This is a genomic window from Rhizobium terricola, assembly GCF_012927355.1.
GTDB classification, from domain to species: Bacteria; Pseudomonadota; Alphaproteobacteria; order Rhizobiales; family Rhizobiaceae; genus Allorhizobium; species Allorhizobium terricola.
The window spans coordinates 1035139-1050792 of sequence record NZ_JABBGK010000001.1 but is presented as its reverse complement, the minus strand read 5'-3'; the positions used below and the strand labels follow the sequence as shown (position 1 = coordinate 1050792).

Below are 15654 nucleotides of genomic sequence, written 5' to 3'. Positions count from 1 at the left end.
TTCCCTCCCCGATTACAGCAGAATGTCGGTGTAGAGCTCGGATACATCCGGCTCCGGATCGGCCTGGGCAAAATCGGCACTGTCGGCGACGATGTCGCGGACATCCTTGTCGATCGCCTTCAGCTCCTCTTCGCTCGCCCAGCCCTTCTCCAGGAGGCGCGCGCGCACCTGCTCGATCGGGTCATGCTCGGAGCGCATCTTCTGCACTTCGTCCTTGGAACGGTATTTTGCCGGGTCGGACATGGAGTGACCGCGATAGCGATAGGTCATCATCTCGAGGATGACCGGACCCTTGCCGGAGCGGCAGTATTCGGCCGCCTGCTCGGCTGCGGCGCGAACCGCGCGCACATCCATCCCGTCGACCTGCAGGCCGGGAATGTTGAAGGCCACGCCGCGCTGGGCGAAATTGGTCTGAGCCGAAGCGCGCGAAACGGCGGTACCCATGGCGTAGCGGTTGTTTTCGATCACATAGATGACCGGCAACTTCCACAGCTCGGCCATGTTGAAGCTCTCGTAGACCTGCCCCTGGTTGGCAGCGCCATCGCCGAAATAGGCAACCGAGATCTGGCCGTTGTCACGGTAGCGGTTGGCGAAGGCGAGACCCGTGCCGAGCGAAACCTGGGCACCGACGATGCCGTGACCGCCGTAGAAGTTCTTCTCCTTGGAGAACATGTGCATCGAGCCGCCCTTGCCCTTGGACAGGCCGCCACGACGCCCGGTCAGCTCGGCCATGACGCCGCGCGCACTCATGCCGCAGGCCAGCATGTGCCCGTGGTCACGGTAACCGGTGATGACCTGGTCGCCGTCCTTGAGGGCCATCTGCATGCCGACGACGACGGCTTCCTGACCGATATAGAGGTGACAGAAGCCGCCGATGAAGCCCATGCCGTAAAGCTGGCCGGCCTTTTCCTCGAAGCGGCGGATCAGAAGCATCTCGCGATAGGACTTGAGCTCGGCGTCGCGATCGAACTCGACGATCGCTCCTTCGGTGAAATCCTTCTTGGCAGGCTTGGCCGTGGTCTTGCGGCCGGAAGCAGTCGCGGATTTTCGCGGCGCCATTCATCCCTCCCTAGGGTTATGTCGGATCTTGATTGCGCAACAGAATAGGCAAGAAAGGGCGCGCGGGCAATGCTATAAATGCATGGCTCGCATTCATGATAACCATATGATTTTACGTTATTTTTTTGAATTAACCTGATTTCGGTTAATCAGAAATAGCTATTAAAGATGACGATTTCGTCCGGACGCGACATATTGAGCTGATACCGCGCCTTCTCGTCGATCATGTCGCGCTCGAGCGAGCCGTCGCTCATCAACTCGACCTGTCTTTCAAGCTGCTTTCTATGCTTCACAAGCTCGGCAAGTTCTCCGCTTCGCGCAATGCGCTGCCGCTCGAACTCCTGCGCGGCCCTCAGGCCGTAGTCGCCATGGATGGAATGATAGCCGAAATAGGAAAGAAAGGCGATGGTGACGGACGGAAGAATGAGACGACCGAATTTTCTCTTCTTATGGTGCCTGGTCCACATACGCTGAACGCCTTGAAACGCAAAACTATGGTTTCAAATTATCGGCGATTGCTTAACCGATCGTTGACCCTGATTGTGTGCCAGACAAAAAAACCGCGCCCCGGAGGGCGCGGCTTCAAGATACGAAAAATTGCGTCGACGATCAGCCGCGCAGGATCGAGGTGCCGGCGTAGCGCGCCTGCGGACCAAGGCCTTCCTCGATGCGGATCAGCTGGTTGTACTTGGCGGTACGGTCCGAGCGGGCCAGCGAGCCGGTCTTGATCTGACCGCAATTGGTGGCAACCGCGAGATCGGCGATCGTCGAGTCCTCGGTTTCGCCCGAACGGTGCGACATGACCGCCGTGTAGGCAGCGCGGTTGGCGGTCGAGACTGCGTCGAGCGTTTCGGACAGCGAACCGATCTGGTTGACCTTGACCAGGATCGAGTTGGCGACACCCATCTTGATGCCGTCGCGCAGACGCGAGGAGTTAGTGACGAACAGGTCGTCACCGACGAGCTGGACCTTGGAGCCGATCTTGTCGGTCAGGATCTTCCAGCCGGCCCAGTCGTCTTCCGCCATGCCGTCCTCGATCGAGAAGATCGGGTACTTGGCGCTAAGCTCGGCGAGATATTCCGCCATCGCGCCCGGCTCGAGCGTGCGGCCTTCACCCTCGAGGACATACTTGCCGTCCTTGAAGAATTCGGTCGAGGCGCAGTCGAGTGCGATATGGACGTCTTCGCCCGGACGGTAGCCGGCCTTTTCGATCGACTTCATGATGAAGTCGAGGGCAGCCGGAGCCGATGCCAGACCCGGTGCGAAACCACCTTCGTCGCCGACATTGGTGTTATGACCGTCGGCAGCGAGCTGCTTCTTCAGCGTATGGAAGACTTCCGAGCCCATGCGAACCGCGTCGCGAATGGTTTCGGCGCCGACCGGGACGATCATGAATTCCTGGAAGTCGATCGGGTTGTCGGCATGGGCGCCGCCGTTGATGATGTTCATCATCGGAACCGGCAGAACATGGGCGTTCGGACCACCGACATAGCGGTAGAGCGGCAGGCCGGAAGCTTCCGCGGCAGCCTTGGCGACGGCGAGCGACACGCCAAGGATGGCATTGGCGCCGAGGCGCGACTTGTTGGCCGTGCCGTCCAGCTCGATCATGATGTTGTCGATCTGGATCTGGTTCTCGGCATCAAGGCCGCCGATCGCGTCGAAGATCTCGGTATTGACCGCTTCAACCGCCTTTTCGACGCCCTTGCCGAGATAGCGGCTCCCGCCGTCGCGCAGTTCGACCGCTTCGTGGGCGCCGGTCGAGGCGCCCGACGGCACGGCCGCGCGGCCCATGCTGCCGTCTTCCAGATAGACGTCGACTTCGACGGTCGGATTGCCGCGGCTGTCGAGAATTTCACGGCCGATGATGTCGGTGATTGCAGTCATGAGGGCCTCCCTGCTGCTGGGTGGGGATTGAGGATGGCCTGTCTTAATCGAAGACACGGAAAATACAATGGCAGCCATGTGAAAGCTCGGCCCGAGCGGAGCCCCAATTTCCAGCCGCGCTGTGGCCTGGCGCAGACCTGGCCCGTCCCGCACAGTTCCCGACAGAGCTTTGTCCACGGCTGCCTCGAAACACACGACGCTGCACACGGTGAATTAAGTAAATAGTAAATTACCATTGCTAAATTTCACACTGTCGATGCGCGGGCGGCGAAAACGGTTTGAGTCTCGCCACAAACGGTATCGTGAATTACCGGCATATCGCATGACCACACACCTCGGGGGGACGATGAAAATCAATATTGCCCGCAGCCTCGTAATATTCGGCTGCATCGTTTGCATCGGCATGCTGGCCTCGATTGGCATGCAGGCTTATGCATTCAACAAGCTAAGGGTGAACGGCCCCGCCTACCACCAGATCGTCAACGGCAAGGATCTGGTCGCCGACATTCTGCCTCCGCCGCTTTATCTCGTGGAGGCCTATATGCGGGCCCTGGAGTCGGCAGAACATCCAGACACCGCCGCAGCCAATATCCGTTCGATCGAGGAAGAGCTGAAGCCGCAATACCTGGATCGCCGGAGCGACTGGTCAGGCTCCGACCTCGACGAAGGACTGAAGGCCAAGTTGCTGAGCGATGTCGTCACGACTGGCGACAAATTCTGGAATATCCTCGAAACGCAAGTCATTCCGGTGTTGAACGCCGAAGGCCACATCGACAACATGCCGGCATATGACGCCCTCAAGGATGCCTTCAACACGCATGATGCCGCCGTCTCGCAGCTCGTGGAAATGGCAACCGCGTTTCAGGCCGAAGCCGAAAGGTCGGCGGCCGAAGAAACCGTCTTCTACGAGTTCGTGTCGGGTGCCGCCGCTGCGTTGTCCATTGCTCTGCTATTCGGCGGTCTTTACGCCCTGCGCCGCCGTGCGATCGTTCCGCTCAACGGAATGCGCGACTATATGGCGATCCTTGCCGGCGGCGACTATACGATGCCGGTGCCGTATGATGGTCGCGCCGACGAAATCGGCGAGATGGCGAACGCCGTTACCATCTTCCGCGAAGCGGCGCTTGAACGCATTTCGAACCGCAAGCGCCAGGAAGAGGCGCGCAACGACCAGATCGAGGCCGAGCGGCGGCAAATGGACGCCAAGGCTGCCGAAGATGCCGAGCGCGCCCGCGTCATCGGCGAACTCAGTCAGGCGTTGGAGCGGCTTTCCGGGGGCGACCTCACCTTCCAGATCGAGCGTCCTTTCGCCGCTGATTACGAAAGGCTACGGAGCGCATTCAACACCAGTGTCTCGATCCTCGCCGAAACGCTTTTTGAGATTACAGGCGCCACCAGCGCAGTCCGAACCGGCTCAAGCGAGATCGCTGCCAGCACCGACGATCTCGCCAAACGCACGGAGACCCAGGCCGCTTCGCTCGAACAAGCCGCTGCCGCGCTCGATGAGATTACCGCAACGGTAAAAACCGCGAGCGCCCGCGCCACCGAGGCGAGTACCATGATGGCCGGCACCAAGGTCAGCGCCGAGCGCTCCGCGGTGGTCGTTGGTGAAACTGTTGCAGCCATGGAGAAGATCGAGGATTCTGCAAACCGGATACGCCAGATCATCAATGTCATCGATGAGATCGCTTTCCAGACCAATCTTCTGGCACTCAATGCCGGGGTCGAGGCTGCCCGCGCCGGCGAAGCCGGCAAGGGCTTCGCCGTTGTCGCCCAGGAAGTTCGAGACCTTGCCGGCCGCTCCGCCAATGCCGCCAAAGAGATCAAGACCCTGATCGAAACCTCCTCTGGCCAGGTTGCCGCCGGGGTAACGCTTGTCAACCGCACCGGCGAGGCCCTTGGTGAAATCGACATGCAGGTTAACAAGGTCCACGGCCTGATTGGAGCGATCGTACAGTTCTCCTCGGAACAGTCCACCGCGCTCTCCGAGGTCAATGCCGCCGTCAACCGCATGGACCAGGTCACCCAGCAAAACGCCGCCATGGTCGAAGAGACGAATGCCTCCTGCCGCGAGCTGTCCGACGAGACGCTGCATCTCAACACGCTGCTGTCCCGCTTCACCCTGCGCGACAGAGCGGCTGTAACTCAGATCGCGCGCGCGCCTCTGCTGCCGGCATTGGCACCGACCGGCAAGCAGACCGCACCTGTCCGATCGCCGGCTCGCGCCCTCGGCCAGAAACTAGCCACGGCGTTCGGCATTGGTGGCACAAACACGGCAATCGCGGCGTCACCGACAGGCGAAAGCTGGGAAGAGTTTTGAACCTTGCCCGCTCACCCGACACGGTATCGCTGAACTGAAAACGCCGGCCAAAGGGCCGGCGTTTTCATGTGTCTGATCGTCGGCTTGACAGATAAGGTCAAGCAGCCTTGGCGACCGCGTCGAAGGCCAGAAGTTTTTCCAGGAGGCGCTTCATCTGGCTGATCGGCACCATGTTCGGGCCGTCGGACGGCGCGTTGTCGGGATCCTGATGCGTCTCGATGAACAGGCCGGCAACCCCCACGGCAACAGCCGCGCGTGCCAGCGTCTCGACGAATTCGCGCTGGCCGCCCGAGGAGCCGCCCTGGCCACCCGGCTGCTGGACCGAATGCGTCGCATCGAACACCACCGGCGCGCCCATCGCCGCCATGATCGGCAGCGCGCGCATGTCGGAGACGAGCGTGTTGTAGCCGAAGGACGCGCCGCGTTCGCACAGCAGCACATTCGGGTTGCCGCTGGCATTGAGCTTGTTGAGCACGTTCTTCATGTCCCAGGGGGCGAGGAACTGGCCCTTTTTCACATTGATCACGCGGCCGGTCTGGGCGGCGGCGACCAGAAGATCGGTCTGACGGCACAGGAAGGCCGGGATCTGCAGCACGTCGACCGTCGGGGCGACCAGCCGGCAGTGCTCTTCGGTGTGCACGTCGGTCAGCACCGGGAAGCCGTATTCCTTCTTGAGGTCGGCAAAGACCTCCATCGCCTTTTCCAGGCCGATGCCGCGTTCGGCCGAAAGCGAGGTGCGGTTCGCCTTGTCGTAGGACGACTTGTAGACGAGGCCGATGCCGAGTTCGCCACAGATCTCCGAGAGCTGCCCGGCGATCATGAAGGCATGGTCGCGGCTTTCCATCTGGCAGGGGCCGGCGATCAGCGCAAAACGCTTCGAATTGGAGAAGACCGCCTTGGCGGCACCATCGCCGACGACGACTTCGGAATTGGTCGGAATGCTCATGAAACCTCCTCGAATGCGAAGGCCACGCCCTGCCCCGCCTCGTGCGGAACGATCAGGCGCGCGCCGCGGCGGCTGAATGCGACGCCATTAGCAGCGAGCAGGCGCTCTGTCACGCCGATATCGCCGACCCGCACGATGACCAGCCGGCCATTGAGTCCACGCCCGGCCACTCGGGCGTCGATACCGAAATAGCCGTCGAGCCCCTCAGGGGTGAGCGCCTCGACCTTCACATTCCTTGTCTGAAGCGCGATCCCGAAGGAGTGCGCCTCCACCGCGCGCTGTTCGAACACCTCTTCGAGCAGATACTGGAAATCGCTCGGGTTTTCCTCGACGAGCACGACCGCCGAGAGGCCGAGCGCGCCATTGGCATGCCGGGCCAGCGCGCCGCGGTCCGCGGGCAGCGGGTTCACCCGTTCGCAGGCGAACAGGAAGAAATCGGGAGCCCTGAGATCCGCGGCAAAGGCGAGCTTGAAACCGCCGAGAACCTCGGAACCGTCGGCCATCTTGAACAGGCGCTCGAAATGCAGCATCGGTCCGCCGGAAAAGCCTGCGCCGGCAAACCGCGCGTGATCGGCATCCGCGTCGGCCGTCTTCACCACGATCGCGGAAAAGCCCTCCTGCCCGTTGCGGAAGCGGAACGCCTGGTCCCGCGCGACGAACATGTTGCCGGCCTTGGCTGCAGCCTCGCATTCTTCGCGGCTGCCGACGGCCAGCGGTTCGAGATAGGTGTCGTCCCCGAAGAAGACGCAGGCATTCTCCGTCCCGAACGGATGACGCGCATCCGGCGCGACCGTGAAGCCGAGCTGAGTAAACCGGGCGCGCGTCGCCTCGAGCGACGTAACCGGTAGGACGAGGTGGTCGACCGCTCCCACCGCATGCTGTTTGGATGTCATCGGGAATGCACTCCTTGCGCCTGACAGACCGTTCTTGCGACTACCTAATCACTCCCGCCCGTCGATGAAAGGGCAAGCACCGCCTCCTTCAATGCGGCAATCTCGCTCCGGGCAGCCTGGAGCTCGATCAGCACCTGCTCGTCGATCTTGTGGTGCAAGGCCAGCACCTCGATCTCCGCCTTCAGGTTTATCTCGTAGTCCTTGGCCGCCATGAAACGGTCCCGTGCCGCCTGCCGGTTCTGGCTCATCATGATGACCGGCGCCTGGATCGCCGCCAGCATCGAGAGCAACAGGTTGAGAAAGATGAACGGATAAGGGTCGAGCGCGTGCGTCGCCAGCACGACGGTATTGAGGATCACCCAGGCGACCAGGAAGGCACCGAACCCGATAATGAAGCCCCAGGACCCGCCGACCCGGGCGATCGAATCCGCAAGTCGTTGCCCCGGCGTTGCGGCGGCGAGAAAATCCTCGCCTGCGTTCGTCGAAAGCACCCGCCGCTCGCGGGCCTTCTTGAGGACCCGGCGTTCCGCTTCGCTGAGCTCATGCGCAGCCTTGCCGAACACCTTCTTCTCGATATCGCCCAACATGTCTCACCGTCTCCACTCTGCCGCGCATGCGGGCACCAGACCCCGGCCCAGTCATTCGACACGAGGACTGCCCCTGTCAACGGTCGCATGCCTTGAGGCGGCCCCTCCGCGGACCGGACCTCCCGATAAAACACAAGATCTGACGGCTTCTTCACGTTTTTTTATCCCCTTGCGGAACACAACTGGAACAGATAGTGTATGTTCTGTATTTGTTTCACGAATGGGGCACCGCAACATGCTGACGCGAAAGCAACAGGAACTGCTTCTGTTCATCCACGAGCGGATGAAGGAGTCGGGCGTTCCCCCGTCCTTCGACGAGATGAAGGATGCGCTCGACCTGGCCTCGAAGTCCGGCATTCACCGCCTGATCACGGCGCTCGAGGAGCGCGGTTTCATTCGCCGTCTCCCGAACCGGGCCCGGGCGTTGGAGGTCATCAAGCTGCCCGAAGCCTATACGCCGAGCCTGCAGCCGCGCCGCGGCTTCTCTCCGAGCGTGATCGAGGGCAGCCTGGGCAAACCCGCCCCGGTCGCACCGCCGAAGGTCGCCGTCGAGGACACATCGAATTCCGTCAGTGTTCCGGTCATGGGCCGTATTGCCGCCGGCGTGCCGATCTCGGCCATTCAGAACAACACCCACGACATCACCGTTCCGGCCGAGATGATCGGTTCCGGTGACCACTACGCCCTGGAGGTCAAGGGCGATTCGATGATCGAGGCCGGCATTCTCGACGGAGACACGGTCATCATCCGCAATGCCTCGAACGCCAATCCGGGCGACATCATCGTCGCGCTGGTCGATGACGAGGAGGCGACCCTGAAGCGCTTCCGCCGCCGGGGGGCGTCGATTGCGTTGGAAGCGGCCAACCCGGCCTATGAGACGCGGATCTTCCCGCCCGACCGGGTGAAGATCCAGGGCAAGCTCGTCGGCCTTATCCGACGTTACCACTGAAGCGAGGGCGGGTCATCGAACCCGCCTTTTTCGTCGGAACGGAGAGCCGGCTCGTCCTCCGTTGGCGGGAAGACAAAACGTTCCGTCCGCCAGTCATAGAGGCGATGCACGGTCCATGGCCGATTGGCTCCTCGCTCGATGGCGGAGGTGACCGACAATGCGCGGTCCCGCCGATTACCGAGCGTCATTTCGAGCGCGCCGGTCTGTCTGAGGGTTTCGGCCGTAAAAAGGTGGGCGCCGGACAGGCAGCGTTGAAATCCGGTCCGCCTCGCCGAGATCACGATATCCGCACTGTCACAGGCGGCCCCGACAAGGGCGGGTTCCTCGACCGCCGCGATGGTCCAGCCGTCCTTGAGAACGGCGACGCACCAAGACTTGCCGTTGCAGGTAAACCGCGAGCCAGAGGCTTTTGCGAGTGCGGCCTTCATTCGCCTTTCGCCGTCTTCCAGATCCGCCTCCGAAAATTGCGGTCGGGCCTTCGCCGGCGCTAAAACAGCCCGCGCCGCCTTCAACCCGTCCTGTTCTTGGGTGGCTTGTCCAGAGGGTTGTTTGTCGCCGGCTTTATCGAGGAACACTGGCGGCTCATGGCTCGAAAAGCCAAGTGCGGATTGCCACTGGTCGAAGATGAAGGACGCAGGGCGAACGCGGTTGGTGGCAAGCAGACCGGGCTCCGCCCACATCCCGACCAGGCGACCGTCTTCCGCCACATAGAGGTCGGCGACCGGTGGAAGCGGCGCGATGAGTACCGCCAGAAGGCTCGCCCCGAGCAAAAAGCTTGCGGCCTGCCGAAGGCGCGATCGGAGCAACGTCAACATCAGCAGACCGAGGGAGGTCAGAGGCAGGAACCAGTCTGGCAGTCGCGAAAAACGGATTGCGTCGTCCCAGCCGGCAATCCACTCGGCGATGGCGATCACCCATTCGAGCCCCTGCCCCATCACCCAGAGAAACGGCCCGTCGAGACCGAGAGGCATCAGTAGCATCGCCACGAGCCCTGCCGGCATGACGAGGATCGAGATGATCGGCATTGCCACGAGATTGGCTTCCAGGCTGTGCGGCGCCAGCCGATGAAAATGGGAAACGGCGAAGGCCGCGGTCGACAAGCCGCCGATCAGGGAGGTTGCGAAAGTCCCCCCAAGGATCTTCCCGCCTGCTGCAAGCAAGGAAAGACCCGGTATCGCGAATGGCAGAGAGAACTTGCGCGGCCGGTTGCGCCACGCAGCATAGCCGGCAATCAGTCCGGCAGTCGCTGCAAACGACATCTGGAAACTTGGCCCCATCACGGCCGATGGGCTGACCACCAGGATCACGATCGCAGCAAGGGCCAGGTTGCGCAGGCTGATCGCCGGGCGATCGAAGAGCACCGCGACCAGCATGATTGCCGTCATGAGGAACGCACGCACGGCCGAGACCTGGTAGCCCGATATCAGCAGGTAGGCGAAGGCGGCGGCAAGCGCGCCGAAGGCCGCGAACTTCTTGATCGGCATCGTCTGGGCAAGCCCTGGCAGGAGACTGAGGATCTTGCGCAGGCCGACGAAGAAGATCCCCGCGGCCAGCGCCATGTTCAGCCCCGAGATCGCCGTGATGTGCGCGAGGCCCGAGAGCCGCAAGGCCTCCGTCGCGCCGTTCGACATCGAGCGGCGCTCGCCGGTGATGATCGAGGCCGCAAAGGCGCCGGGATCACCGGCAAGTTGCGTGCGGATGCGTGTCGAGATCCGATCCCGCAAGGAAAAAAGCATGCGGTCGGCCGTTTCCCAGAACCCCTCGTTGCTCGCCACACCGGCCGCGCCGGCCTTAGGCGGCCCGAGAAAGAAGCCCACCGCTCCGACCTCATTGAAATAGCTGGCGAAGGCGAAATCGTTGAGGCCGGGAAGCGCCGGCCCGGAGGGCGGCGAAAGTCGCGCCCGCCCCCGGATCGCCTCGCCGAGAAGCGCCGGCCGATTCGCGCCGCGGGCAAGGATCGAGATCCGCTCCGGCGGCCGCTTCAACCGTGGCTCGGCCGTTGCCGTCAGGCGGATCTCGTAGCGCCATTCGCCATTGGCACCCGCCTCGCGCCTCTCGACGATACCCGTGACGATGGTCGTCACGCCGCTGTCGAGGATCGTCGTCCCCAGCCGGCCGGTTTCGATGGCGGCCAGCACCATGCCGGCAACGGACAGGACCACGCACGCCAGCATTCTGCGCAGTCCCGGCCGAGCGGTCGCCACGGCGAGAAGAAGGAACAAGAGTGCGGCCAGCAGTCCCGCCAGGACGCTGGTCGGCGGCGGCCGAGCGAGCGAAAACCAGGTAACCGCGCCGGCTCCGAGAAAGACCGGAACGAAATGAAAGAGATGGCCGTGCTCCGCCTCGCGCGCCGAGTCCGCCACGAGGCCATACCAAAGCTGCGTCAGGCGTTCGGAGAGGCGCGCACGGCGACCCGCGGTTCGCACGAGCGTGGTGGGCGAACCAATAATCGGCCCAAAAGATGCCGTCGGCTGCAGCGGCATCGCGCCCGCCCCGTCGAGGTCATCCCGTCGTTCGGCAATCTCCACCAATTGCCTGCCCCCTGCCCCGCGCCGGCTGGCCGATTGACGCCCCACGGTCCGCGCGTTCGCAACAGGAAATCTAGCAATTTTCACGAGCGCGACAAGAAGTTTTCCCGCATAAATTACTCAATCGATTAAATCTGAGACACCCTGCGTGACGGCCTTTTTCGCGACGCACAATTTGCCCTTTGGATAGCTTGGCATTAACTTCCGTATCATATAGCTACATGCCTACGCTTAAACCCAAGGGCGCCCTTTCGGACGCTCTCCCGCCAATTCCGGAGGATTAGCATGACGGACAAAAGCGCTTCTTTGAAACTCGGGGATAAGTCGGTCGATCTGGCCGTCAAGGCCGGCACCATCGGTCCTGACGTCGTCGACATCGGCGCCCTCTACAAGCACACCGGCGCCTTTACGTACGATCCGGGCTTCACGTCCACCGCGTCATGCGAATCCAAGATCACCTATATCGACGGCGACGAGGGCGTTTTGCTGCACCGCGGCTATCCGATCGAGCAGCTGGCCGAAAAGGGCGACTTCCTCGAAGTCTGCTACCTGCTGCTTTACGGTGAACTGCCGACGGCTGCCCAGAAGAAGGATTTCGACTATCGCGTCACGCACCACACCATGGTGCATGAGCAGATGAGCAAGTTCTTCACCGGCTTCCGCCGCGACGCCCATCCGATGGCCGTCATGGTCGGCACCGTCGGCGCGCTCTCGGCCTTCTACCACGACTCGACCGACATCACCGATCCGCACCAGCGCATGGTCGCTTCGCTGCGCATGATCGCCAAGATGCCGACGATCGCCGCCATGGCCTACAAGTATCACATCGGCCAGCCCTTCGTTTACCCGAAGAACAATCTCGACTACGCCGCCAACTTCCTGCACATGTGCTTCGCCGTGCCCTGCGACGAGTACAAGGTGAACCCGGTTTTGGCCCGCGCCATGGACCGCATCTTCATCCTGCACGCAGACCACGAACAGAACGCGTCGACCTCGACCGTCCGTCTCGCCGGCTCGTCGGGTGCCAACCCGTTCGCCTGCATCGCGGCCGGCATCGCCTGCCTCTGGGGCCCGGCCCACGGCGGCGCCAATGAAGCGGCCCTCAACATGCTGCAGGAAATCGGCACGGTTGACCGTATTCCGGAATACATCGCCCGCGCCAAGGACAAGAACGACCCGTTCCGCCTGATGGGCTTTGGCCACCGCGTCTACAAGAACTACGACCCGCGCGCCAAGATCATGCAGAAGACCATGTACGAAGTGCTGGAAGCGACCGGCCATTCGGACGATCCGCTGATGCAGGTCGCACTGGAACTGGAACGGATCGCGCTCAGCGACGAGTACTTCAAGGAAAAGAAGCTCTACCCGAACGTCGACTTCTATTCGGGCATCACGCTGCGTGCACTCGGCTTCCCCACCACCATGTTCACCGTTCTCTTCGCGCTCGCCCGCACCGTCGGCTGGATCGCCCAGTGGAACGAGATGATCGAGGATCCGCAGCAGCGCATCGGCCGTCCGCGCCAGCTCTACACCGGTGCACCGAAGCGCGACTACGTGCCGGTCGGTCAGCGCTGATCGCCTGAGAGTCAGGTCTTGATACTGAAAAAGGCCGGCGGAATTCCGCCGGCCTTTTTCGTGACTGCAGAGGGCGCTCGATTACGCTCAGGGCATGTTTGCCAATTGGCGTCGGTAGATGACCTTCTCGATCTCGCTGACGACGAGAAGACTGGAGCCCGCGAGCAGCAGCAACAGCCATTCGTTGAGCGTGATCGGGCTGATGCCAAGCAGGCTGTTGAGACCAGGCACATACATGGCCCCGAGATGCAGAGCCTGTGACCCGAGCACCCCGATGAGGAGGAACGGGTTCGACGCGAGCGACTGGCGGAACACGGAACGCCGCTCCGACCGGCTGTTGATGCACTGGAAGTTCTCGAACAGCACGAAGAGCACCAGCAGCAGGTTGCTCGCAGCCAGATGGCTCATCCCGTTTTCGATCAGCCAGTAGAACAGCGCGAAGCCACCGCCACCCATCAGCAGCGTCGCCACGAGAATGCGCCGGACCATCAGCCGGTCGAACAGCGATTCGTCGGGTTGGCGCACCGGGCGGCTGAGCTCGTCGCCCTCTGCTGCCTCGGTCACCAGCGCAATATCCTGCACGCCATTGGTCACCAGATTGAGCCACAAGAGCTGCACGGCCGAAAGCGGCATTGGGGTGCCCAGAACCATCGCCAGCAGGAAGAGGAACACCTCCGCCGCCCCCGTGGAAACCAGCATGAAGACAACCTTGCGGATATTGCTGTAGGCCACGCGCCCCTCGCGGATCCCCGCGACGATCGAGGCGAAATTGTCGTCGGCCAGGATGATGTCGGCACTCTCCTTGGCGACGTCCGTTCCGGCCCGGCCCATCGCCACCCCGACATGGGCGTGCTTGAGTGCCGGTGCGTCGTTCACTCCATCGCCCGTGACCGCCACATAGTGACCGTTGCGCGCCAGCGACCGCACGATCGCCAGCTTCTGGTCGGGCTTCACCCGGGCGAAGACCCGGACATGGCGGGTGAGTTCATCGAGCGCGGTTTCGCCCGCGTCGGCCGCTTCCGCCACAAGCTCTCCGGTCGCGACGTCCTCCGGTAGAAAATGCAGCCCCGCCTCGCGCGCGATCGCCGTTGCTGTCCGGGGGTCGTCACCAGTGATCACCGCCACATCGATGCCGGCGGTCCTGCAGGCCGCCAAGGCAGCCGGCACCTCGGGGCGGATCGGGTCCTGCATCCCTGCAAGACCGAGGAAGGTCAGGTCGAACAGCAGGTGGTCGCCATAGTCGCCATTGTCGGAACGGGCCAGCCGTCCCTCGGCGAAAGCAAGAACACGCAAACCGCAGCCGGTCATCGCATCCATCTGGCCACGCAGCAGATCGTGGTCGATCGGCACCGTATGCTCGCCCACGCGCATTGTTCCGCACATCGTCCCCAGCATCTCCGGGGCGCCCTTGACGAAGATGTGCAGATGCTCTTCGTCAAGATGGAACGAGGCCGCATATTTCAGTTCCGGCTCGTAGGGAATCCGCTTCTCAAGCCGATACTTCTCCAGCAGGTCCGCCTTTCTGACCCCGCCCTTGTGGGCGGCAGCCAGCAAGGCGACGTCGACCGTATCGCCCATCGGATCGAAGCCACCACCATTGCCCCTGGAAAGTTCCCCTTCGTTCGGCAGGCTCGCGGCCCGCAGCAGCAGTTGCACGGCCTCTGTCGGAAGATCGTCCACGCCGTCTCGGCTTCTGATTCCCCCGGCGACAGGGTCGATGCCGGTGTCGAAAAGCCAATGGGAATCGTCGGGCAACCGAATGTCGGTGACCGTCAGTTCATTTAGTGTCAGCGTTCCGGTCTTGTCGGTCGCAATCATCGTGCAGGATCCGAGCGCCTCGACCGCGGGAAGGTGACGCACGACCACATTGACCTTCGCCATCCGCCGCATGCTGATCGCCAATGCGACCGTGATGGCGATCGGCAACCCCTCCGGAATGGCGCTCACCGCCAAGCCGATCGACATCGTCAGCAATTCGCCAAGCGCCATCTGTCGCCAAAGGCCCAGCGCCACGAGGAAGACGATCGCCACGCCGACCGCCACCGCAATCAGCCGGGTAAAGTCCTCCATCCGGATCATCAGCGGTGGCTTGGCGGTCGAGCGCTCCTGGATCGCCCCGGCAATGCGGCCAAGTTCGGTCCGGCTGCCGGTTGCCACCACTTCTCCCCGAGCGCGGCCGCGCGTGATCACGGTCCCGGCAAAGACCGCGTCGCCCGCAAGTTTAGCCACTGCCCGCGACTCCCCGGTATGGGCCGCCTCGTCGCATTGCAGCCCCTCCGCCGTCGTCACCCGGATGTCGGCCGGGACCCGCTCACCGGATTCGAGCATCACCAGATCGCCGGGCACCAGCCCGGCCGCGTCGATGACCTGCCGCTCACCGTCCCGTATAACCGTCGCATGCGGCTGCTCCAGCGCCCTGAGCGCTTCCGCCGACTTGCCGGCCGAAAACTCCTGGATCGCCCCGACGATGCCGTTGACGATCAGCACGACCGCGATGAACAGCGCATCGGTGATTTCACTGATCACGGTCGAGAGGGCGGCAGACGCCATGAGGATGTAAATCAGCGGGCTGAGGAACTGCAGGGCAAGGACCTTGAGGAAAGAGGGCGTTCCGACCACGGGCAGTCGGTTCTCTCCGTATTTTTCCAGCGCCTGACGCGCCTGCGCCTGCGTCAGCCCCGTTTCTGCCGTTCGGGCCGTTCCCAAATCTTCGACTGCGTCCGCCATTCCGCCCCACTCGTTTCCGAACAACCGGTACACGTACCGCCATCGGGTTATAGGGCACGGCGCACGGACCGGACATTGCGAAATGTCAGGTCGGCGCCACGGACGCTGCGCCCGGCGATCACCTTTTGGAGAGGCGGGGACTGCCTGTTCCGGCTTTTCGCCGAACATCCCTTCATTTCCGCAGCG

At 62.7% G+C, this 15654-nt stretch carries 11 protein-coding genes; 3 read left to right on the top strand and 8 right to left on the bottom strand.

Features of this window, described 5'->3' with window-relative positions; translation table 11 throughout:
- Nucleotides 1-12: 12 nt before the first annotated feature.
- The 3 genes from pdhA to eno all read right to left on the bottom strand — a co-directional run bounded on the left by pdhA (nucleotide 13) and on the right by eno (nucleotide 2943).
- Nucleotides 13-1059: a pyruvate dehydrogenase (acetyl-transferring) E1 component subunit alpha gene (gene pdhA, locus HHL25_RS04895; RefSeq protein WP_169587813.1), complete on the bottom strand. Its 1047-nt coding sequence runs from the start codon at nucleotides 1057-1059 to the stop codon at nucleotides 13-15.
- Between the two features lie 149 nt (nucleotides 1060-1208).
- Entirely contained in the window at nucleotides 1209-1526 is a 318-nt protein-coding gene (locus HHL25_RS04890) for an FtsB family cell division protein (protein ID WP_169587811.1), read from the bottom strand.
- Between the two features lie 142 nt (nucleotides 1527-1668).
- Entirely contained in the window at nucleotides 1669-2943 is a 1275-nt protein-coding gene (gene eno, locus HHL25_RS04885) for a phosphopyruvate hydratase (protein ID WP_169587809.1), read from the bottom strand.
- A gap of 346 nt (nucleotides 2944-3289) precedes the next feature.
- Here eno and HHL25_RS04880 point away from each other — a divergent pair, with 346 nt between their 5' ends.
- A complete protein-coding gene (locus tag HHL25_RS04880; RefSeq protein ID WP_169587807.1) occupies nucleotides 3290-5263 on the top strand; it encodes a methyl-accepting chemotaxis protein in 1974 nt (657 codons plus the stop codon).
- A 97-nt stretch (nucleotides 5264-5360) separates the two neighbouring features.
- Here the strand turns inward: HHL25_RS04880 and kdsA are convergent, their stop codons facing one another.
- From kdsA to HHL25_RS04865, 3 genes are read right to left on the bottom strand one after another with little or no spacing between them, the layout of a single operon-like run.
- On the bottom strand, nucleotides 5361-6209 hold the full coding sequence (gene kdsA, locus HHL25_RS04875) for a 3-deoxy-8-phosphooctulonate synthase (protein ID WP_169587805.1): 849 nt from the start codon (nucleotides 6207-6209) through the stop codon (nucleotides 5361-5363).
- Nucleotides 6206-7102: a VOC family protein gene (locus tag HHL25_RS04870; RefSeq protein WP_169587803.1), complete on the bottom strand. Its 897-nt coding sequence runs from the start codon at nucleotides 7100-7102 to the stop codon at nucleotides 6206-6208. The genes kdsA and HHL25_RS04870 overlap by 4 nt, the downstream gene beginning before the upstream one ends.
- Nucleotides 7103-7146: 44 nt before the next feature.
- Nucleotides 7147-7689, bottom strand: a complete 543-nt coding sequence (locus tag HHL25_RS04865; protein ID WP_169587801.1) for a DUF1003 domain-containing protein — start codon at nucleotides 7687-7689, stop codon at nucleotides 7147-7149.
- Nucleotides 7690-7924: 235 nt separating this feature from the next.
- Between HHL25_RS04865 and lexA the strand changes: the two genes are divergently transcribed.
- Nucleotides 7925-8638 carry a transcriptional repressor LexA gene (gene lexA / locus HHL25_RS04860; RefSeq protein ID WP_169587799.1) on the top strand — a complete coding sequence of 238 codons (714 nt, stop codon included), beginning with the start codon at nucleotides 7925-7927 and terminating at the stop codon, nucleotides 8636-8638.
- Here the strand turns inward: lexA and HHL25_RS04855 are convergent.
- Complete coding sequence (locus HHL25_RS04855) at nucleotides 8629-11166, bottom strand: ComEC/Rec2 family competence protein (RefSeq protein WP_315853048.1); 2538 nt, start codon at nucleotides 11164-11166, stop codon at nucleotides 8629-8631. The genes lexA and HHL25_RS04855 overlap by 10 nt on opposite strands.
- A gap of 285 nt (nucleotides 11167-11451) precedes the next feature.
- Here HHL25_RS04855 and gltA point away from each other — a divergent pair, with 285 nt between their 5' ends.
- The gene (gene gltA, locus HHL25_RS04850) at nucleotides 11452-12741 is read left to right on the top strand and encodes a citrate synthase (RefSeq protein WP_169587798.1); all 1290 of its coding nucleotides are present in this window, start codon (nucleotides 11452-11454) and stop codon (nucleotides 12739-12741) included.
- Between the two features lie 87 nt (nucleotides 12742-12828).
- Here the strand turns inward: gltA and HHL25_RS04845 are convergent, their stop codons facing one another.
- On the bottom strand, nucleotides 12829-15468 hold the full coding sequence (locus HHL25_RS04845; protein WP_169587796.1) for a cation-translocating P-type ATPase: 2640 nt from the start codon (nucleotides 15466-15468) through the stop codon (nucleotides 12829-12831).
- Between the last annotated feature and the right edge of the window lie 186 nt (nucleotides 15469-15654).

Bases quoted from the DNA above. Each gene is read 5' to 3' on its own strand.
- pdhA (WP_169587813.1), bottom strand. From the start codon at position 1,059: ATGGCGCCGCGAAAATCCGCGACTGCTTCCGGCCGCAAGACCACGGCC.
- HHL25_RS04890 (WP_169587811.1), bottom strand. From the start codon at position 1,526: ATGTGGACCAGGCACCATAAGAAGAGAAAATTCGGTCGTCTCATTCTT.
- eno (WP_169587809.1), bottom strand. From the start codon at position 2,943: ATGACTGCAATCACCGACATCATCGGCCGTGAAATTCTCGACAGCCGC.
- HHL25_RS04880 (WP_169587807.1), top strand. From the start codon at position 3,290: ATGAAAATCAATATTGCCCGCAGCCTCGTAATATTCGGCTGCATCGTT.
- kdsA (WP_169587805.1), bottom strand. From the start codon at position 6,209: ATGAGCATTCCGACCAATTCCGAAGTCGTCGTCGGCGATGGTGCCGCC.
- HHL25_RS04870 (WP_169587803.1), bottom strand. From the start codon at position 7,102: ATGACATCCAAACAGCATGCGGTGGGAGCGGTCGACCACCTCGTCCTA.
- HHL25_RS04865 (WP_169587801.1), bottom strand. From the start codon at position 7,689: ATGTTGGGCGATATCGAGAAGAAGGTGTTCGGCAAGGCTGCGCATGAG.
- lexA (WP_169587799.1), top strand. From the start codon at position 7,925: ATGCTGACGCGAAAGCAACAGGAACTGCTTCTGTTCATCCACGAGCGG.
- gltA (WP_169587798.1), top strand. From the start codon at position 11,452: ATGACGGACAAAAGCGCTTCTTTGAAACTCGGGGATAAGTCGGTCGAT.
- HHL25_RS04845 (WP_169587796.1), bottom strand. From the start codon at position 15,468: ATGGCGGACGCAGTCGAAGATTTGGGAACGGCCCGAACGGCAGAAACG.